The 20,422-nt window shown below is 30.9% G+C and carries 17 protein-coding genes; all 17 read left to right on the top strand.

Annotated elements, in window-relative coordinates; genetic code table 11:
• Positions 1-144: 144 nt before the first annotated feature.
• The 17 genes from BM335_RS08145 to argH all read left to right on the top strand — a co-directional run bounded on the left by BM335_RS08145 (position 145) and on the right by argH (position 20,299).
• Positions 145-1,689, top strand: coding sequence for a hypothetical protein (locus BM335_RS08145; protein ID WP_090225278.1), 1,545 nt, complete (start codon positions 145-147; stop codon positions 1,687-1,689).
• 535 nt (positions 1,690-2,224) lie between these two features.
• Positions 2,225-3,907 carry a dihydroxy-acid dehydratase gene (ilvD, locus tag BM335_RS08140; protein WP_090225271.1) on the top strand — a complete coding sequence of 561 codons (1,683 nt, stop codon included), beginning with the start codon at positions 2,225-2,227 and terminating at the stop codon, positions 3,905-3,907.
• A gap of 4 nt (positions 3,908-3,911) precedes the next feature.
• The gene (gene ilvB / locus BM335_RS08135) at positions 3,912-5,645 is read left to right on the top strand and encodes a biosynthetic-type acetolactate synthase large subunit (RefSeq protein ID WP_090225268.1); all 1,734 of its coding nucleotides are present in this window, start codon (positions 3,912-3,914) and stop codon (positions 5,643-5,645) included.
• A 1-nt stretch (position 5,646) separates the two neighbouring features.
• Positions 5,647-6,168: an acetolactate synthase small subunit gene (gene ilvN, locus BM335_RS08130; protein ID WP_090225266.1), complete on the top strand. Its 522-nt coding sequence runs from the start codon at positions 5,647-5,649 to the stop codon at positions 6,166-6,168.
• Positions 6,169-6,187: 19 nt separating this feature from the next.
• Positions 6,188-7,663 carry a ketol-acid reductoisomerase gene (gene ilvC, locus BM335_RS08125; protein WP_090225264.1) on the top strand — a complete coding sequence of 492 codons (1,476 nt, stop codon included), beginning with the start codon at positions 6,188-6,190 and terminating at the stop codon, positions 7,661-7,663.
• A 22-nt stretch (positions 7,664-7,685) separates the two neighbouring features.
• Positions 7,686-8,948, top strand: coding sequence for a threonine ammonia-lyase IlvA (ilvA, locus tag BM335_RS08120; protein WP_090225261.1), 1,263 nt, complete (start codon positions 7,686-7,688; stop codon positions 8,946-8,948).
• A gap of 420 nt (positions 8,949-9,368) precedes the next feature.
• Entirely contained in the window at positions 9,369-9,983 is a 615-nt protein-coding gene (locus tag BM335_RS08115; protein WP_090225258.1) for a GNAT family N-acetyltransferase, read from the top strand.
• 1 nt (position 9,984) lies between these two features.
• On the top strand, positions 9,985-11,172 hold the full coding sequence (locus tag BM335_RS08110) for an argininosuccinate synthase (protein ID WP_090225256.1): 1,188 nt from the start codon (positions 9,985-9,987) through the stop codon (positions 11,170-11,172).
• Positions 11,169-12,146, top strand: a complete 978-nt coding sequence (gene argC / locus BM335_RS08105; protein WP_090225254.1) for an N-acetyl-gamma-glutamyl-phosphate reductase — start codon at positions 11,169-11,171, stop codon at positions 12,144-12,146. The genes BM335_RS08110 and argC overlap by 4 nt, the downstream gene beginning before the upstream one ends.
• An 11-nt stretch (positions 12,147-12,157) precedes the next feature.
• Entirely contained in the window at positions 12,158-12,952 is a 795-nt protein-coding gene (proC, locus tag BM335_RS08100) for a pyrroline-5-carboxylate reductase (protein WP_090225253.1), read from the top strand.
• A gap of 10 nt (positions 12,953-12,962) precedes the next feature.
• Positions 12,963-14,093: an aspartate aminotransferase family protein gene (locus tag BM335_RS08095; protein ID WP_090225252.1), complete on the top strand. Its 1,131-nt coding sequence runs from the start codon at positions 12,963-12,965 to the stop codon at positions 14,091-14,093.
• Entirely contained in the window at positions 14,090-15,283 is a 1,194-nt protein-coding gene (locus BM335_RS08090; protein WP_090225250.1) for a glutamate-5-semialdehyde dehydrogenase, read from the top strand. The genes BM335_RS08095 and BM335_RS08090 overlap by 4 nt, the downstream gene beginning before the upstream one ends.
• Positions 15,267-16,043, top strand: a complete 777-nt coding sequence (proB, locus tag BM335_RS08085) for a glutamate 5-kinase (RefSeq protein ID WP_090225249.1) — start codon at positions 15,267-15,269, stop codon at positions 16,041-16,043. Before BM335_RS08090 ends, proB begins: the two co-directional genes overlap by 17 nt.
• Before the next feature lies 1 nt (position 16,044).
• Positions 16,045-16,992, top strand: coding sequence for an N-acetylornithine carbamoyltransferase (locus BM335_RS08080; RefSeq protein WP_090225248.1), 948 nt, complete (start codon positions 16,045-16,047; stop codon positions 16,990-16,992).
• A gap of 116 nt (positions 16,993-17,108) precedes the next feature.
• A complete protein-coding gene (gene argB, locus BM335_RS08075; RefSeq protein ID WP_090225598.1) occupies positions 17,109-17,894 on the top strand; it encodes an acetylglutamate kinase in 786 nt (261 codons plus the stop codon).
• The gene (locus BM335_RS08070; RefSeq protein WP_090225247.1) at positions 17,894-18,952 is read left to right on the top strand and encodes a M20 family metallo-hydrolase; all 1,059 of its coding nucleotides are present in this window, start codon (positions 17,894-17,896) and stop codon (positions 18,950-18,952) included. Before argB ends, BM335_RS08070 begins: the two co-directional genes overlap by 1 nt.
• A gap of 69 nt (positions 18,953-19,021) precedes the next feature.
• The gene (gene argH, locus BM335_RS08065) at positions 19,022-20,299 is read left to right on the top strand and encodes an argininosuccinate lyase (protein WP_090225245.1); all 1,278 of its coding nucleotides are present in this window, start codon (positions 19,022-19,024) and stop codon (positions 20,297-20,299) included.
• Positions 20,300-20,422: the final 123 nt, after the last annotated feature.

The raw sequence follows: 20,422 nt of genomic DNA, 5'->3' as shown, positions 1-20,422 counted from the left end.
TTTTTTTTAGCACATTTGATGTACCAAAAATAGAGGGAAAGGATTATTGATTTTACCACTTATTTTTATTGTTTACTATATTCAAATGAATGAAAAAAAATGTAAATCATTGAAAATCAATAATAAAAAAATAATTTAGTTACAATGGCTATTGACCAAAAAGATGCGCTTTTTACATTAGTAAAATCACTTTCTAAATCAGAAAAGAGACAATTTAAGCTTTATGTAGGTAGGTTAGGAGGAAATGCAGATGCAAATTTCATGTCTCTTTTTAATTTATTAGACAAAGTTGTGTCTTATGATGATGAATTAATTTTAAAAAAAACAAACATTAAAAAACAGCAAATTTCTAATACAAAGGCTCATTTATATAAACAAATATTGGTGAGTTTACGTTTTAATCCAGTACATCATAATGTAAGGGCACAAATTAGAGAACAGTTTGATTTTGCTGCTATTTTATACAATAAAGGGTTATATAAGCAAAGTTTAAAAATATTAGACAAGGCAAAAGAATTAGCTTTAGCGAATGAAGAAAATAATTTAGCTTATGAAATTGTTGAGTTTGAGAAAGTAATTGAATCGCAATATATTACCAGAAGTATGAGTAATAGAGCTGATGAACTTTCAGAGCAAGCAAAAAAATTGAGTTTAAAAAATGTTAGAACTAGTAAACTTTCTAACTTATCATTACAATTGTATAGTTTGTTGCTAAAAGAAGGTTATGCAAAAGATGATGCCGATATAAAAAAAGTAAATAACTATTTTGAAAAGCGATTGCCAAAATTTGAAATTTCTGAACTAGGTTTTAAAGAAAAACTTTTTTTGTACAAAGCATATTTATGGCATAGTTTAATAATGCAAGATTTTTTATCAAGTTATAAATACTCCCAAAAATGGGTAGATTTATTTGATGAAAATCCAGAGATGAAAATCCAAAATCCGGTTTTTTATTTAAAAGGCGCCAATTATTTATTAGAATCGTTGTTTTTAAGTAAGCATATTACAAAGTTTAATAGTGTACTTAAAAATTTAAGCGATGATATTAAAAATGAAAAAGTAGCAATTAATGAAAATACCAAAACGCTTATATTTTTATATTTCAATCAAAATAAATTAAATCTGCATTTTTTAGAAGGAAAATTTACACAAGGTTTACCGTTTGTAGTTAAGTTGTCTGCTAAATTAGAAGAGTTTCAAAATCAAATAGATGAGCATCATATAATGGTGTTTTACTACAAAATTGCTTGTATGTATTTTGGAGCGGGTAAAAATGAAGATTGTATTGTGTATCTTGAAAAAATTATAAATAATAAAGATTTAAAAATGCGAGAAGACTTATTGTGTTATGCGCGCGTTTTAAATTTAGTTGCACATTATGAAGCCGGTATAGATTATAATATTGAAAAATTAATAGTAACTACATACAAATTTTTATTAAAAATGAATGATTTGCATCAGGTGCAACGTAAAATGATTTCATTCCTTAAAAATTTAAGCAACATATATCCGCAAGATTTAAAAAAGGAATTTAAAAGTTTACACGGTGAATTATTAAAGTTTGAAAATCATCCTTACGAAAAAAGATCGTTTTTATATTTAGACATTTTATCGTGGCTTGAAAGTAAAATTCAAAATGAAACAGTAGAGTCTATTATTCAAAAGAAAGCAAAAAAATTATTGAAATAAATAAAAGAATTTACTTTTGTTATTAAAATAAAATTCACATATTTGTCCATATATAATGAAAAATTCAATTGTAAATATTATTTCTATTCAAGTCTCAGTAATTATTACTGGTAGATAAATAGGATTGTATTTAAATTTAAATAATTAAAACCTTCCTAATTACTTTAGGAAGGTTTTTTTATAAATATTAAAAAATGAAATTAATAAATTTAAATATCGTCATTTTAAAAGTTGTCATTATTAGTCCGCTAATAAGTTGATGTATTTTTAAATTGAAAAAAATTTAAAAACCTGTATCAACTTAAAAATTGTTACAGGTTTTTTTATTCAATTATCATTGTAAAATAATATTATATAACTATCAGTAAAACAATGTAGTATGTAAAATTAATAGAAAGTGAATATTGTAAAAAAAGCAATATAAAAAAGTAAAAAACAAATGTCTAATTTAAATTTGCACCTTATTGTAAAATAAGCATTAAATAACAAATAGTTTTAGATATAATTCAATAGAATTAAAAAAGTAATAAAATTAATGGAATTAAATAAATATAGTAAAAGGGTTACACAAGATCCAACACAGCCAGCATCTCAAGCAATGTTATATGCTACTGGAATGACGGATGAGGACATGAAAAAACCTCAAATAGGAATTGCAAGTACAGGTTATGATGGAAATCCTTGTAATATGCATTTAAATGGTTTAGCTGGGTTTATTCAGGAAGAAATAAATAAAATAAATCTTGTTGGATTAAAATTTAACACCATTGGTGTAAGTGATGGTATTTCAATGGGAACTTCAGGTATGAATTATTCATTGCCTTCACGCGATGTAATTGCAGATTCTATAGAGATAGTTATGAATGCGCAAAGTTATGATGGCTTGGTTACCGTAGTTGGTTGTGATAAAAACATGCCGGGAGCTATTATGGCAATGTTGCGTTTAAATCGCCCTTCACTAATGGTTTATGGAGGAACAGTTGCTTCAGGAAACTATAAAGGAAAAAAATTAAATATTGTTTCTGCTTTTGAAGCGTTAGGCCAAAAAATTGCAGGAAATATTAATGAAGAAGAATACAAAGAAATTATAAAAAAGGCGATACCAGGAGCAGGAGCTTGTGGAGGTATGTATACAGCTAATACTATGGCGTCATCTATTGAAGCATTGGGATTTGCATTGCCATACAATTCATCTATTCCTGCCGAAAATCCTTACAAAGGAAATGAAAGTGAACGTATTGCAGCTGCCATTAAAAACTTAATAGAGCTAGATTTAAAGCCTTTAGATATAATCACTAAAAAATCATTAGAAAATGCCATTGCTTTAGTAAATGCTTTAGGCGGATCAACAAATGCGGTATTACATTATTTGGCAATTGCTCATGCTGCAGGTATTGAATTTACTTTAGAAGATTTTCAACGAGTGAGTGATAGAACACCATTAATTGCAGATTTAAAACCTAGTGGCGAATATTTAATGGAAGATGTTCATGGAGTTGGAGGAACTCCAGCTGTAATGAAATATTTATTGGAAAAAGGATTTTTACATGGAGATTGCTTAACAATAACAGGCAAAACTTTAGCCGAAAACTTACAAAATGTTGAGCCTTTAAAATTTGATGATGATCAACAAGTAATACATACAACAGAAAGAGCTTTAAAATCATCTGGAAATCTTCAAATATTGTATGGAAATCTAGCTGCTGAAGGATCTGTAGCTAAAATTAGCGGTAAAGAAGGTGATTTATTTGAAGGAAAGGCAGTAGTTTTTAATAGTGAAGAAGAAGCAAATACAGGAATTGGTGCTGGAAAAGTATCAAAAGGCGATGTGGTGGTTATCCGTTATGTAGGTCCTAAGGGAGGACCTGGAATGCCAGAAATGCTAAAGCCCACATCCATGATTATGGGTGCTGGTTTAGGAAAAACCGTAGCCTTAATAACTGATGGTCGTTTTTCTGGAGGAACACATGGATTTGTTGTAGGTCACATTACTCCAGAAGCACAAACAGGTGGCGGCATTGCTTTGGTTGAAAATGGAGATACTATTGTTATTGATGCTAAAAATAAAACAATTGATGTGAAAATAACGGCAAGTGAATTGGCTGATAGAAAAGCGAAATGGAAAGCTCCAGCGCTAAAACATACAAAAGGAATTTTATATAAATACGCTAAAACCGTTTCTTCGGCTTCAGAAGGTTGTGTAACGGATAAATTTTAATTTTATGGAGACATTAAAAAAAGAAAAGCACGAAGAAAAAACTTCAAAATCAGTTAAAATAACTGGAGCAGAAGCTGTTATAAGATGTTTGTTAGAAGAAGGTTCTGAGTTAGCTTACGGATATCCTGGTGGTGCAATTATGCCAGTGTATGATGAATTATATAAATATAGAGAAAAATTCCATCATGTATTAACGCGTCATGAACAAGGCGCTATTCACGCTGCACAAGGTTTTGCACGCGTTTCAGGAAAGCCAGGAATTGTATTTGCAACTTCAGGTCCTGGTGCTACAAATTTAGTCACAGGAATTGCCGATGCTCAAATAGATTCAACACCATTGGTTTGTATAACAGGTCAGGTAGCTTCACATTTATTAGGTTCTGATGCATTTCAAGAAACTGATATAATTGGTATTTCAACGCCAGTTACAAAGTGGAATTATCAAATTACAAAAGCAAGTGAAATTCCTGAGGTTTTTGCAAAAGCATTTTATATTGCAAAATCTGGAAGACCAGGACCTGTGTTAATTGATATTACAAAAGATGCACAATTTGGTGAATTAGATTTCTCCTATAAAAAATGTGAAAAAATTAGAAGCTATAGAGCAACTCCTAAATTTGATTTAAATAAAATAAAAGAAGCTGCAACAATTATTAATGCAGCAAAAAAACCATTTATTGTTTGGGGACAAGGTGTAATTATTGGAAGCGCTGAACAAGAATTTAAAAACTTTATTGAAAAGACAGATATTCCTTCGGCATCAACTGTGTTAGGGCTTTCAGCTTTAGAAACAAATCATCCTTTAAATGTAGGAATGGTTGGTATGCACGGAAATTATGCGCCAAATGTATTAACCAATTCTTGCGATGTGTTAATTGCAATTGGAATGCGTTTTGATGATCGTGTTACAGGAAATTTACAAACGTATGCAAAACAAGCCAAAGTAATTCATTTTGAAATTGATCCTGCGGAAGTTGATAAGAATGTAAAAACTGATGTTGCTGTTTTAGGAACAGTAAAAGAAACATTGGTTGAAATTATGCAATACGTGCATAAAGCGAATCATAAAGAATGGATGCAAGAATTTGATAAATTGCTTCAAATTGAAAAAGATAAAGTAATTAATGATCAGTTAAATCCTATAAAACCAGGTTTAACTATGGGTGAAGTTTTGGGTGGAATTAATAAAGAAACAAATGGTGATGCTGTTATTGTTTCTGATGTTGGTCAGCACCAAATGTTCGCGTGTAGATATGCGGATTTTATAAAAACTAGAAGTAGTGTAACTTCTGGAGGTTTGGGTACTATGGGATTTGCGTTACCAGCATCCATTGGAGCAAAAATGGGTGTGCCAAATCGTGAAGTGATTGCAATTATTGGTGATGGTGGTTATCAAATGACTTGTAATGAATTAGGAACCATTCTTCAAACGAAGGCAGCAGTTAAAATTGTAGTTTTAAATAATAGTTACTTAGGAATGGTGCGTCAATGGCAAGAATTATTTTTTGATAAACGTTATGCATCAACAGAAATGGTAAGTCCAGATTTTGTAAAATTAGCTCAGGCTTATGATATTGAGGCGCAAAGAGTTTCAAAACGAGAGGATTTAGAAGCGGCTATTAAAACAATGGTAGCATCTAAAGATGCTTATTTTTTAGAAGTAGTTATTGAACAAGAAGACAATGTGTTTCCAATGATACCAACCGGAGCAAGTGTTTCAGATATAAGATTAAGTTAAGATGGAAGAAATTAAAAATTTTACATTTTCAGTATATACTGAAAACAACGTAGGAATATTAAACCGCCTTTCGGCAATATTCTTAAAACGTCATATTAATATTGAAAGCATGACGGTATCTAAATCAGAAATAGAACATGTACATCGTTTTACATTTGTGGTAAATATTTCTGAAGTTCAAGCCAGAAAGGTTGTAGGGCAATTAGAGAAACAGATTGAAGTTATAGGAGCTTTTTACCATACTGAAGATGAAATTATTTATCATGAAACAGCTTTATTTAAAATTTCAACCGAATATTTATACGATGAAAATATTCAAGAAAAATTAAAATTTAGAAGAGCACATATTATTTCAATTACAGAACGCTATTTTGTTATTGAAGCTTCTGGTTTAAAAGAAGATATAGATAATATGTACGAAAAATTAAAACCCTATAAATTATTGCAATTTGTTAGATCAGGTAGAATAGCAATTACGCGACCAAAAATGGCAATATCAGAATTATTAGCAGAAATTAACTAAAAGGAAAAAAGAATAAAAAATGGCAAATTATTTTAACACGCTTTCATTAAGAGATAAATTAGATCAATTAGGAAGATGTAGATTTATGGATTCATCAGAATTCAACGAAGGTGTAGCAGCTTTAAAAGGAAAAAAAATTGTAATTGTTGGTTGTGGTGCGCAAGGTTTAAATCAAGGTTTAAATATGAGAGATTCTGGTTTAGATGTTTCTTATACTTTAAGAGCAGCTGCAATTGAAGAAAAAAGAAAATCTTTTTTAAATGCTTCAGAAAACAATTTTAAAGTTGGTACGTATGAGGAAATGATTCCTACTGCAGATTTGTTAATTAATTTAACTCCAGACAAACAGCATACAGCAGTAGTTTCTGCAGTAATGCCTTTAATGAAAAAAGGAGCAACATTGTCTTATTCTCACGGTTTTAATATTGTTGAAGAAGGTATGCAAATTCGTAAAGATATTACTGTAATTATGGTAGCACCAAAATCACCAGGGTCTGAAGTTCGTGAAGAATTTAAAAGAGGGTTTGGAGTGCCTACACTAATTGCCGTACACCCAGAAAATGATCCAGAAGGAAAAGGTTGGGATTATGCAAAAGCATATGCAGTTGCAACAGGAGGTCATACAGCAGGTGTTTTAGAGTCTTCATTTGTTGCCGAAGTAAAATCTGATTTAATGGGTGAGCAAACCATACTTTGTGGATTGTTACAAACAGGTTCTATTTTATGTTTCGATAAAATGGTTGCTGAAGGTGTAGATGCTGGTTATGCTTCAAAATTAATTCAGTATGGATGGGAAACTATCACTGAAGCGTTAAAGCACGGTGGAATTACAAATATGATGGATCGTTTATCAAATCCAGCAAAAATTGCAGCGTTTAATGCATCCGAAGAATTAAAAGATATTATGCGTCCGTTATTTCAAAAACATATGGATGACATTATGAGCGGTCATTTTTCAAAAACAATGATGGAAGATTGGGCAAATGATGATGTTAATTTACTAACCTGGAGAGCTGCAACAGGTGAAACAGCTTTTGAAAAAACACCGGCGGCTGATGTGAAAATTTCAGAACAAGAATATTTTGATAATGGCGTTTTAATGGTTGCAATGGTAAAAGCAGGTGTTGAATTAGCTTTTGAAGCAATGACTGAATCTGGAATTATAGATGAATCTGCTTATTACGAATCATTACACGAAACACCGTTAATTGCAAATACAATTGCACGTAGAAAATTATTTGAAATGAACAGTGTAATTTCAGATACTGCGGAGTACGGATGTTATTTGTTTGATCACGCTTGTAAGCCTTTAATTGCAGATTATGTGAAAAATGCACCAAGTAATTTAGTTGGTCGTGCATTTAACAATGGATCAAACGCTGTTGATAACAAAGAATTAATTGAAGTAAACGCAGCAATCAGAAATCATCCAGTAGAAGAAATTGGTGAGTTTTTAAGAGCATCTATGACTGCTATGACTAAAATTGTATCATAAAATTAAAACTTTTAAAAAGTGAATGAATGTAACTTCTCAAAATAGCATTTCTTTAGAGAAAATTTACAAAGCGCAACAAAATATTAAAGGAGTTGTTCAGGCAACTCCTTTGGTTTTTATGAAAAATTTCTCTGAACGCTATCAAGCAAATATTTATTTTAAAAGAGAAGATTTACAAGTAGTTCGTTCGTATAAAATTAGAGGCGCTTATAATAAAATTCAGGGATTATCAGAAGCGCAATTAGTAAATGGAATTGTATGTGCAAGTGCTGGAAACCACGCACAAGGTGTTGCATATGCTTGTCAGATATTACAGGTAAAAGGCGTTATTTTTATGCCAGTTACAACACCTCATCAAAAAATTGATCAGGTAAAAATGTTTGGTAGAGATTTTATTGAAATCAAATTGTTTGGAGACAGTTTTGATGACAGTCAAAAAGCGGCAGTTGAATTTTGTAAAACACAAAAAAGCACTTTTGTACATCCTTTTGACGATATTGAAGTTATTGCAGGTCAAGCAACCGTTGGTTTAGAGATTTTAAGTGATGCCGAAAAATCTATTGATTATTTATTTTTACCAGTTGGTGGTGGTGGATTGGCCTCAGGAGTTGGAAGTGTATTTAAAACTTTAAGTCCTTCAACAAAAATTATAGGAGTAGAGCCTAAAGGAGCGCCATCTTTAACCGCATCATTAAAAAATGGTGTAAATACAACTTTAACAGAAATTGAAAAATTTGTTGATGGAGCGGCAGTAAAAAGAATGGGCGACATTACGTTTGAATTCTGTAAAGAATTACTGTCTGATGTTGATTTAATTGATGAAGGTTTAATTTGTTCTACTATTTTAAAAGTGTATAATGAAAATGCGTTGGTGGTAGAACCTGCAGGAGCGTTATCAATAGCAGCACTTGAAAATCATAAAGACCAAATAAAAGGAAAAACTGTTGTTTGTGTGGTAAGTGGTGGTAATAACGATATTACCCGAATGGAAGAAATGAAAGAAAGGGCACTGATTTATGAAGGCTTAAAACATTATTTTATTATAAAATTTCCTCAAAGAGCAGGTGCTTTAAAGGAATTTGTAGTAGATGTATTGGGGCCAAATGATGATATTGCATATTTTGAATATACCAAAAAGCATAATAGAGATAAAGGTCCAGCAGTAGTTGGAATTGAATTAGATTCTAAAGAAGATTTTGAACCTTTAGTATCCAGAATGAAAGAAAAAGGGTTTTTAGGAGAATACTTAAATGAAAAACCTGAGCTATTTCAATTCTTAATTTAGTAATTAAAGTGTTTTTAACAATCTGATTTGTTAATTTTTAATAGTTTAAATTGTGATTTTGTTAATTATTAAACAAATATTAATTTGTATTACAAATTTATGTAATATTGCACCAATGAAAATATATAAATTAAATACAACTGTTTTAACTCCCCCGCCTACTTTTAGGATGCGCCGCATTGTGCGTTAATTTTTCGTATCCAAAAAAAACAGTTTATTAATTTTCATTTTCACCAATATTTTGTATCATTTTTATAACATACTATTTAAAATCAAATTTTTAATTTTTTCAATATTTTTTATTGAGACTATTCATCATTTTTTGCGCCCTTTTGGGGCGTATTGTTTTTTAAAGTACGGTTTTTCCGTTACATCAATAATTCATAATACATTTAATTTTCAATTTAATAAATTAAGCCAATGAAGGTTGTAATAGCTAACGAGTCGCATGTGAAATATGCTCAATTAATTTGTGACACTATTGAAGAGTCTGCAAAAGTAAGAGGTACAGGTATTGCACAACGAACGCCAGAATATATTACTAAAAAAATAGTGAATGGTAATGCCGTAATTGCAATTCATGATGATCAATTTGCGGGTTTTTGCTACATAGAATTATGGGATAATTTAAAGTTTGTAGTAAACTCTGGGTTGATTGTGCATCCTGATTTTAGAAATCAAGGTTTAGCAAAAAAAATAAAACAGAAAATTTTAGAGCATTCAAAAGAAAAATATCCAGAAGCAAAAATATTTGGTATTACTACAGGTTTGGCTGTTATGAAAATTAACTATGAGTTAGGTTATCAGCCAGTTACATTTTCTGAATTAACTTCAGATGAAGCTTTTTGGAATGGTTGTCAAACATGCAAAAATTACGATATTTTAATGCGTACCAACAGAAAAATGTGTTTATGTACCGGGATGTTGTATGATCCAAAGCATGAAAAAAATATTAAACAGCACGAATATAATTCAAAAGTGTTAAGCCGATTGAAAAAAATTAAACAAGCATTATTTCTGAAAAAAAACAAATAAAATGGAAAAAGTAGTTGTAGCATACAGTGGAGGTTTAGATACTTCGTATTGTGTAAAATATTTGCAAAATGAATTAAACCTTGAAGTTCACAGTGTTTTGGTAAATACTGGAGGTTTTTCTGCGGAAGAATTAAAAGCAGTAGAAGTGAAAGCCTACGAAATGGGTGTAAAATCTCATACCAATTGTAATATTTTAGAAACATATTATCAAAAAGCCATTCGGTTTATGGTGTATGGAAACGTGCTTAAGAATAATACATATCCTTTATCAGTTAGTGCTGAGCGTGTTTTTCAAGCAATTGAAGTTGTAGAATACGCAAAAAAAATAGACGCAAAATATATTGCGCACGGAAGTACAGGTGCTGGTAATGATCAGGTGCGTTTTGATATGATTTTTCAAACATTAGCACCAAACATTGAGATAATTACACCAATTAGAGATTTAAGATTATCACGTCAGGAAGAAATCGAATATCTTAAAAAGCATGGTGTAGATTATCCTTGGTCAAAAGCAAAATATTCTATTAATAAAGGAATTTGGGGAACTAGTGTTGGGGGTGTAGAAACATTAACATCTCACCAAGGTTTGCCAGAAAGTGCGTATCCAAGTCAGTTAGAAAAAACAGAACCAACCGATATTAAATTGCATTTTAAGAAAGGGCAACTAATTGGTATAAACGATGAAATAGATTCATCTGTAAATACCATTTTAAAATTAGAAGCCATTGCATCTAAATATGCAATTGGAAGAGATATTCACGTTGGTGATACTATTGTTGGTATTAAAGGAAGAGTTGGTTTTGAAGCTGCAGCAGCTGTAGTAACTATAAAAGCACATCATTTATTAGAGAAACATGTATTATCTAAATGGCAACAAAATTTGAAAGAACAATTGGCAAGCTGGTATGGAATGTTATTTCATGACGGTCAATATTTTGAGCCAGTAATGCGTAATATTGAAGCCTTTTTAGAAGATTCTCAAAAAACGGTTACCGGTGAAGTTTTAGTAACCTTAAAACCGTATCATTTTAGTTTAAACGGAATTGAATCTCCACATGATTTAATGAAATCTACTTTTGGAGAATACGGAGAAACAAATAAAGCGTGGAGTGCTGATGATGCAAAAGGATTTATTAAAATTTTAGGGACTCCAAATAAAATATTTCACAGTGTAAATTCAGAATTATGATTAAAGCGGGAATAATTGGTGGAGCAGGGTATACAGCAGGAGAGTTAATACGTTTACTGATTCATCATTCACAAGTTGAAATAGATTTTGTGTTCAGTACTTCAAATGCAGGAAATTTTATTTATGATGTGCACCAAGATTTATTTGGCACTTTAGAGTTAAAATTTACAGATACTGTAAACACCAATGTAGATGTGTTATTTTTATGTTTAGGGCACGGAAATTCGAAAAAGTTTTTAGAGCAACATCAATTTTCTGAAGGCACTAAAATTATTGATTTAAGCAACGATTTTAGATTGCTGAAAGATGCTGTTTTTCAGGGAAACGAATATGTGTATGGTTTGCCAGAATTACAACAGCAAAAAATTGAAAAGGCAAATTATGTAGCCAATCCAGGTTGTTTTGCTACAGCTATACAGTTGGCTTTACTGCCTTTAGCAAAAGCGAATTTATTAAATAACTCGGTACATATAAATGCCACCACAGGTTCAACAGGCGCTGGAGTTTCACCAAGTGAAACCACACATTTTAGTTGGAGAGATAATAATTTTTCGGTGTATAAAGCTTTTACCCATCAGCATTTAGGAGAAATTTCTGAGAGTTTGGGTTTGTTGCAAGTTAATTTTTCGGAAGAATTATTTTTTATTCCAAATAGAGGGAATTTTAGTAGAGGGATTTTTGCATCTATTTACTTAAGTTTTGATAAAAGTTTAGAAAATGCGTATGAATTATTTGAAGATTTTTATAAAGACGCCGTTTTTACAAAAGTGTCAAAAAAACCAATTCATTTAAAGCAAGTAGTGAATACAAATAATTGTTTTATTCATTTAGAAAAATATAAAAATACGTTACTAATTACTTCGGTAATAGATAATTTGTTAAAAGGAGCGTCAGGACAAGCAATTCAGAATATGAATTTAATGTTCAGGTTAAATCAAACAGAAGGGTTGCAGTTAAAAGCAAATTCATTTTAAAAAAAAACAATATGAAAATAGCCATTATTGGAGTAGGAAATTTAGGATATTCAATTGCTATTGGAATTCTAACTCAAAAGAATTTTAAATTTAAAAATTTGTATTTAACTAAACGAGATACAGAATCTTTAAGTTCTTGGGAAAAATTGCCCAATGTTAAAATTTCAACCGACAATAAAAAGGCTGTCCGCAATTCTGATATTGTTATTATTGCAGTGCAACCAAAACAATTACATACTGTTTTAGAAGAAATAAAAGAGGTGATAAATCCAAAAAAACATACGATTATTTCAGTAGTTACAGGTAGGAAAACGGAGGAAATTGAACAAATTTTAGGTGCAAATGTGCCAATTATAAGAAGTATGCCAAATACAGCTATTTCTGTTGGACAATCTATGACGTGTTTAAGCGCAAATGAAAGCGGTAAAGAAAATATTGAATGTGCAAAAACAATTTTTAATTCATTAGGAAAAACTATGTGTATAGAAGAAAAGCTAATGCAAGCAGCAACAGTAATTTGTGCTAGTGGAATTGCTTTTTGGATGCGATTAATTAGAGCTACTACTCAAGGTGCAATTCAGTTAGGTTTTGATGCTAAAGAAGCGCAAGAATTATCTATGCAAACCTGCTTGGGTGCTGCTAGTTTGTTAATTCAAACAGGCAATCATCCAGAGGAAGAAATAGATAAAGTTACCACGCCAAGTGGCTGTACTATTGAAGGTTTAAATGAAATGGAGCACCAAGGATTAAGTTCTTCTTTAATAAAAGGTTTGGTAACTTCTTTCGAAAAAATTAATCAGATTTAACATTTTTATTATGAAATTATTTGATGTTTATCCATTGTATAATGTAACTCCTGTAAAAGCGGAAGGATGTTATGTTTGGGATGAAAATAATACAAAATATTTAGATTTATATGGTGGTCACGGCGTAATATCTGTGGGACATACGCATCCAAAATATGTAGCAGCTTTAACAAATCAGTTACAACATATTGGGTTTTATTCTAATTCGGTTCAAATGCCTTTGCAAGTTGAATTAGCCGAAAAATTAGGAAAACTTTCTGGCTGTGAAAACTATAATTTGTTTTTGTGTAATTCAGGAGCGGAAGCAAATGAAAATGCACTAAAATTAGCTTCATTTATTACTGGAAAAAGTAGAATGCTGGCCTTTACAAATTCGTTTCACGGAAGAACATCGGCAGCTGTGGCTGTAACTGATAATAAAAGTATAAATGCGCCTATTAATTTACAACAAAAAGTTACTTTTTTACCGTTGAATGATATTGAATTAGTCATTCACGAAATAGGAAAAGGAGATGTTGCTGCTGTAATTATTGAAGGAATTCAAGGAGTTGGAGGTTTAGATGAAGGAACCACTGAATTTTTTCAAGAGGTTCAAAAGGTGTGTAACAAAAATTGTGTATTGCTAATTGTAGATGAAATACAATCAGGTTATGGAAGAAGTGGAAAATTTTTCGCATTTCAACACCATGATATTCAGCCAGATATAATAACAACTGCCAAAGGAATGGCAAACGGTTTTCCAATAGGTGGTGTTTTAATTTCAGACGTTTTTAAAGCTAAATATGGTAGTTTAGGTACAACTTTTGGTGGAAATCATTTAGCATGTACTGCTGCAATTTCAGTATTAGATATTATTGAAGAAGAAAAATTAATTGCCAATGTAAATGAGGTTTCAAACTATTTTATGAAGCAAATAAAGCAGATTCCTGAAATTAAAAAAGTGAAAGGAAGAGGTTTAATGTTAGGAGTTGAATTTGATTTTGAAGTTGGTGAATTACGCAAAAAATTAATTTTTGATAAACATATTTTTACAGGTGGCTCAAATAATAAAAACTTGTTAAGAATTTTACCACCGTTAACTATATCAAAAGAAGAAATAGATGTATTTATAAAATCTTTGAAAGAGGTATTGGCATCATGAAAGGATTAACTTCAGCACAAAGAAATAATGTTTTAACAACAATGGCAGAATTAATTGCATCAGAAAGAGTTGCAATATTAGATGCCAATAAAATGGATGTTGAAAATTATAATGGTGTAGATATAGCGATGTATGATCGATTAAAAGTTGATGATGCAAAAATTGATGGAATGATTTTATCTTTACACCAATTAATTGCAGATGTTGATCCGATTGGGAAAGAATTGTACAATTTTACACACGAAAATGGCTTAAAAATGGTGAATAAAACAGCACCATTTGGAACTATTTTAATTATTTATGAATCTAGGCCAGATGTAACTGTAGAAGCTGGTGGAATTGCGTTTAAATCTGGTAATAAAATTTTGCTAAAAGGCGGAAAAGAGTCGTTGAATTCAAATTTAAAAATTGTTGAATTATGGCATCAAGCACTGTTAGAAAACAACATTTCAACCGATTGGGTGGAATATTTAAATTACAACAGAGCTGAAACGCAAGCCTTTTTAGAACATCCTGCTCAAAAAATAGATTTAATTGTGCCTCGTGGCGGTGAAAAATTAATTGCTTTTGTAAAACAACATGCAAAATGTCCTGTAATTGTAAGTGGTAGAGGAAATAATTTTGTATATGTTGGTACTGAAGCTAATTTAGATCTAGCTTTAAAAGTTATTATAAATGCAAAAGCATCAAAAATATCTGCGTGTAATGCGTTAGATAAGGTGTTGATAAATAGTATTTTACTTGAAAATAGAACTTTTATAAAAACATTAATAGATAATTTGAAAGCTCATAATGTAGAAATTTTGGGCGATGAAGAACTTTCAAAATTTGAAAATGTTGCAGCGTTTGAAAATGAAGCTATTTGGTTTGAAGAATTTTTAGATTATAAAATTGTGTTGGGAAGTGTTAAAGACATTGACGAAGCTATTTTAAAAATAAATACATACGGTGGCGGACATTCAGCAGTAATATTAACCGAAAATAAGGAAACTGCGCAATATTTTATGGAATCAGTAGATGCTGCAGCGGTCTATCAAAATGCATCCACACGTTTTACTGATGGTGGTCAGTTTGGTTTGGGTGGAGAATTAGCCATAAGCACCGATAAATTGCATCATAGAGGCCCAATGGGATTACAGCATTTAGTTACTAACAAATGGTACGTTTACGGAAATGGACAAATTAGGTAAAAAGAGAATTTTATTAAAAATTGGGTCAAATGTATTAACAAAAGAAACCAATCATATTTCTCGTGGAAAAATTGAAGATATTGCGTGCCAAATTGCAGAGTTAAAAGACGATTATGAGTTTGTAATTGTAACTTCTGGGGCAATTGCGGTGGCAAAACAATTTGTGCAATTAGAAAGTAATGGAAAGGAAATTAATGTGAAACAAGCATTAGCTTCTATTGGTCAGCCACATTTAATGCGTATTTATCAAGAAAGTTTTAGAGAGTTGGGTTTACTCGCTTCTCAGTGTTTATTGTCGTATTCAGATTTTAAAAAAGAAGAATCTAGAACTAACATTAAAAACACCATTGATGTATTGGTTGAAAATAGTTATATTCCAATTATAAATGAAAATGATACAGTAGCAACCGATGAGATAAAATTTGGGGATAACGATAAATTATCGGCATTAACAGCAGCGCTTTTAAATGTAGATTTGTTAATTATTGCAACCAATACAAATGGAATTTACACCAAAGAATCTATTGATTCTGATACTGTAAAAACCATTAGAGAAACTTCTGATATTCAGTTATTAAGAGACCAGATTCAGCAATCTGTTTCTTTACACGGAACAGGCGGAATGTCAACAAAAATTGAAGCGTCAGAAATAGCACAAAATGCTAAAATTGAAACGTGGATTGTGAATGGATTAAATGATAATTTTATTGTAAACGCTATGCATAATAAAAGTAAATTTACAAAAATAACAGTGAAATAACATGCAACATTATACCAACATAAAAGAGTTAGATAGCTTGCAAGAAACAGTAAAAGAAGCTATTGAATTAAAAAAAAGTGAATTAAAATATAAATTTCTTGGTGAAGGAAAAACCATTTGCTTATTGTTTTTTAATAATAGTTTACGCACGCGTTTAAGTACACAAAAAGCAGCTCAAAATTTAGGTTTAAATACTGTTGTTATGAATTTTGGAAGTGAAGGTTGGCAATTAGAGTTTGAAGATGGTATTATTATGGATCAGGATAAATCTGAACACGTTATTGAAGCGGCACAAGTTATTGCGCAATATTGCGATATTGTAGCAATCAGAGCATTTGCATCATTAACTGATAAAGACAAGGACAGCGCAGAAATTGTAATTGAAAGTTTTAAAAAATACGCTGGAATTCCAGTTGTAAATATGGAAAGTGCTACAGGGCATCCAATGCAAGCATTAGCCGATGCAATTACCATGGAAGAATATAAGGTTTCACATAAACCAAAAGTGGTCTTATCTTGGGCGCCGCATCCAAAAGCATTACCACATGCAGTTGCAAATTCATTTGTTGAAATGATGCAGTTGCAAGATGCCGATTTTGTAATTACGCATCCCGAAGGTTATGAGTTAGATCCAGAAATTACAAAAAATTCAAAAATAGAATATAACCAAAATAAAGCTTTTGAAAATGCTGATTTTGTGTATGTGAAGAACTGGAGTAACTTTAAAGAGTATGGTAAAGTTGTGAATAAAGATACTAATTGGATGGTGACTGCTGAGAAAATGAAGTTGACAAATAATGGGAAGTTTATGCACTGTTTACCTGTTAGAAGAAATGTTATTGTTGCGGATGAAGTAATTGATTCTGAAAATTCAATTGTAATTCAACAAGCAAATAATAGAACATATTCAGCACAAATTGTGTTGAAAAAAATATTAGAGAATTTATAATTTAAATACAACTAAATCTCGTCAACCTGAACTTGTTTCAGGTTCATATTATAATTTGCACTTGGCCGATGAGATTCTGAAACAAGTTCAGAATGACGTTTTTTAAATTTAAAACAATGAACAAACAACTTTTAAAAATTATAAAAATTGGAGGCAATGTAATTAATGATGAAATTGCTTTGACTTCCTTTTTAAAAGATTTTGCATCCGTTGAAGGTCCAAAAATTTTGGTGCACGGAGGTGGTAAAAAAGCTACAGATGTTTCCTCAGCAATGGGTTTAGTACCTCAAATGATAAATGGGAGAAGAGTTACTGATGAAGCCACTGTTGAGGTGGTAACAATGGTGTATGCTGGTTTGTTGAATAAAAAAATAGTGGCCCAATTACAACAGTTTAATTGCAATGCTTTGGGATTGTCAGGAGCTGATGGCAATTGTATTTTAGCACATAAACGCATTGTAAATGATGTAGATTATGGTTTTGCAGGTGATGTTGATGCTATCAATACTGATTTTATTAATGTGTTACTTCAAAATAATGTAACACCCATTTTTTGTGCCATAACACACGATAAAAAAGGGCAACTGTTAAACACAAATGCCGACACCATTGTTTCAGAAGTAGCTATTGGAATGAGTAAATTATACGATACAGAATTAAATTTTGTATTTGAATTAAAAGGTGTTTTAAAAAGTATTGAAGATAAAAATTCAGTAATTTCACATATAAATCAAGTAACATATAAAGAGTTAATTGACAATGGAATTATAGCGGATGGAATGCTGCCAAAAATACATAATTGCTTTAATGCCTTAGAAAAAGGAGTAGGGAAAGTAAAAATTGGAGATGCTTCATTAGTAAAAAATAACAATAAATTATATACAACACTAAGTTTAAAATAATGATAGAACAACTTACTAAAGAAGCTATTGAGTTATTAAAAAATTTAATTTCAAAGCAGTCTTTTTCTGGTGAAGAAAACGAAACAGCTTTATTGATAATGCAATGGTTTTCGCATCATAATATTCAATTTGAAAGTGATAAGCACAATGTTTGGGCAAAAAACAAACATTTTAATCCTTCAAAAAAAACAATCTTATTAAATTCTCATCATGATACAGTAAAACCAAACAAAGGATATACGCGTAATCCATTAAGTCCAGATGTTGAGGATGGAAAATTATATGGTTTAGGAAGTAATGATGCTGGAGGATGTTTAGTTTCGTTATTGGCAACATTCACATATTTTTATAATAGAGAAGATTTAAAATACAATTTTGTAATAGTTGCATCAGCCGAAGAAGAAAATTCTGGTCCAAATGGATTAAATTCAATGTTAAAAGTGATTCCTGAAATAGATTTTGCCATTGTTGGCGAACCAACTTTAATGAATTTAGCTATTGCCGAAAAAGGATTAATGGTGTTAAATTGCGATGCGAAAGGAACTGCAGGTCACGCCGCACACGGAACAGGTGATAATGCAATTTACAATGCCATTGAAGATATTCATTGGTTTCAAACCTATGAGTTTCCAAAAGTTTCGGAAACGTTAGGGAAAGTTAAAATGACTGTTACACAAATTGAAGCAGGAAATCAACACAATGTTATTCCTTCTAATTGTAAATATGTAGTTGATGTGCGCGTTACAGATGCATATTCTAATCAAGAAGTGTTTGATATTATTCAAACAAACGTAAAATCAGAAGTTTGTCCAAGATCATTACGATTAAATTCGTCTTCAATACCAAAAGAGCATCCAATTGTTCAGGCAGGAATTAAATTAGGAAGAGAAACATATGGTTCACCAACATTATCAGATCAGGCAGTATTAAATTGTCCATCGTTAAAATTAGGACCAGGACAAAGTTTACGTTCGCATACAGCAGATGAATTTATTTATCTTCATGAAATTGAGGAAGGCATAGATTTGTATATTAAAATATTAGAAGAAATTATTTAAAAATGTTGAATAGTTTATGAGTTTAAAAGGTTAAACCTTTAAACTGTTCAACAATTAAACATTTACACTATGAAACTTTGGGATAAAGGATTTTCAACCGATAAAAAAATAGATTTATTTACAGTTGGTAACGACAGAGAGTTAGATTTAATTTTAGCAAAATACGATGTTATTGGTAATTTGGCACACGCTAAAATGTTGCATAAAATTGGATTGTTAACTGTGGAAGAAATTTCGGTTTTAGAAATAGAATTAAAAGCTATTTTAAAATTGATTGAAGCAGGAAAATTTACTATTGAAGATTCTTTTGAAGATGTGCATTCTAAAGTAGAGTATTTGTTAACTGAAAAGTTAGGCGATACTGGTAAAAAAATTCATACTGCTCGATCAAGAAACGACCAAGTTTTAGTAGATGTACATTTGTATTTAAAAGATGCTTTAACCGAAATTAATACAGAGGTTGATGATTTATTTGATTTATTAATTTCGTTAGCCAATCAGTATAAAAATGTATTGTTACCAGGTTATACGCATTTACAAGTGGCAATGCCATCCTCATTCGGTATGTGGTTTTCGGCTTATGCAGAAACATTGATTGATGACATTTACTTTTTAAAAGCAGCGTATAAAGTTGCTAATCAAAATCCGTTAGGTTCGGCTGCTGGTTATGGAAGTTCTTTTCCAATTGATAGAGATGAAACTACCAAATTATTAGGTTTTGAAACGTTAAAATTCAATTCGGTAGCTGCTCAAATGGGGCGTGGAAAATTAGAAAAATCAGTATCATTTGCCATTAGCTCAGTTGCAAGTACGCTGGCTAAAATGAGTATGGATATTTGTTTGTATATGAGTCAGAATTTTAATTTTATCTCATTTCCAGATGAATTAACTACAGGTTCTAGTATTATGCCTCATAAAAAAAATCCAGATGTTTTTGAATTAATTCGTGGAAAATGCAACAAATTACAAGCGTTACCATACGAGTTTACTTTGATAACAAATAATTTACCAAGTGGATATCATAGAGATTTACAATTGTTGAAAGAAGGATTAATTCCATCATTTTCAACGTTAAAGGCTTGTTTAGAAATGCTAACCTATTCATTAAAAAATATTAGAGTTAGAACCGATATTGTTGAAGAAGAAAAATATTTGTATTTATTTAGTGTTGAGGAAGTTAATAAACTTGTTCAAAATGGAACACCGTTTAGAGATGCTTATAAACAAGTAGGAAAAGATATTAATAATGGTACTTTTAATCCAAATAAAGAAGTGAATCATACGCACAAAGGAAGTGTGGGGAATTTATGTTTAGATGAAATTGTAGCCAAGAAAAATAAAGCATAAAATACAAAGAGGCTGTTTTAAAATATTTTATTTGTCATTCTGAATTTATTTCAGAATCTCATTCTGTAAATACAAATATTTAGAGAACCTGAAACAAGTTCAGGTTGACGCACAGTTAGCATT

The organism is Lutibacter maritimus, assembly GCF_900116115.1.
In the GTDB taxonomy this organism is placed as follows: Bacteria; Bacteroidota; Bacteroidia; order Flavobacteriales; family Flavobacteriaceae; genus Lutibacter; species Lutibacter maritimus.
The sequence above is the reverse complement of the archived record's forward strand: the minus strand, read 5'-3'. Positions and strand labels throughout refer to the sequence as shown.

Coding starts and splice junctions, on each gene's coding strand:
- BM335_RS08110 (WP_090225256.1), top strand. CDS start 9,985: ATGGAAAAAGTAGTTGTAGCATACAGTGGAGGTTTAGATACTTCGTAT.
- ilvA (WP_090225261.1), top strand. CDS start 7,686: ATGAATGTAACTTCTCAAAATAGCATTTCTTTAGAGAAAATTTACAAA.
- ilvN (WP_090225266.1), top strand. CDS start 5,647: ATGGAAGAAATTAAAAATTTTACATTTTCAGTATATACTGAAAACAAC.
- BM335_RS08095 (WP_090225252.1), top strand. CDS start 12,963: ATGAAATTATTTGATGTTTATCCATTGTATAATGTAACTCCTGTAAAA.
- ilvD (WP_090225271.1), top strand. CDS start 2,225: ATGGAATTAAATAAATATAGTAAAAGGGTTACACAAGATCCAACACAG.
- ilvC (WP_090225264.1), top strand. CDS start 6,188: ATGGCAAATTATTTTAACACGCTTTCATTAAGAGATAAATTAGATCAA.
- argH (WP_090225245.1), top strand. CDS start 19,022: ATGAAACTTTGGGATAAAGGATTTTCAACCGATAAAAAAATAGATTTA.
- proC (WP_090225253.1), top strand. CDS start 12,158: ATGAAAATAGCCATTATTGGAGTAGGAAATTTAGGATATTCAATTGCT.
- argB (WP_090225598.1), top strand. CDS start 17,109: ATGAACAAACAACTTTTAAAAATTATAAAAATTGGAGGCAATGTAATT.
- BM335_RS08080 (WP_090225248.1), top strand. CDS start 16,045: ATGCAACATTATACCAACATAAAAGAGTTAGATAGCTTGCAAGAAACA.
- proB (WP_090225249.1), top strand. CDS start 15,267: ATGGACAAATTAGGTAAAAAGAGAATTTTATTAAAAATTGGGTCAAAT.
- ilvB (WP_090225268.1), top strand. CDS start 3,912: ATGGAGACATTAAAAAAAGAAAAGCACGAAGAAAAAACTTCAAAATCA.
- argC (WP_090225254.1), top strand. CDS start 11,169: ATGATTAAAGCGGGAATAATTGGTGGAGCAGGGTATACAGCAGGAGAG.
- BM335_RS08070 (WP_090225247.1), top strand. CDS start 17,894: ATGATAGAACAACTTACTAAAGAAGCTATTGAGTTATTAAAAAATTTA.
- BM335_RS08090 (WP_090225250.1), top strand. CDS start 14,090: ATGAAAGGATTAACTTCAGCACAAAGAAATAATGTTTTAACAACAATG.
- BM335_RS08115 (WP_090225258.1), top strand. CDS start 9,369: ATGAAGGTTGTAATAGCTAACGAGTCGCATGTGAAATATGCTCAATTA.
- BM335_RS08145 (WP_090225278.1), top strand. CDS start 145: ATGGCTATTGACCAAAAAGATGCGCTTTTTACATTAGTAAAATCACTT.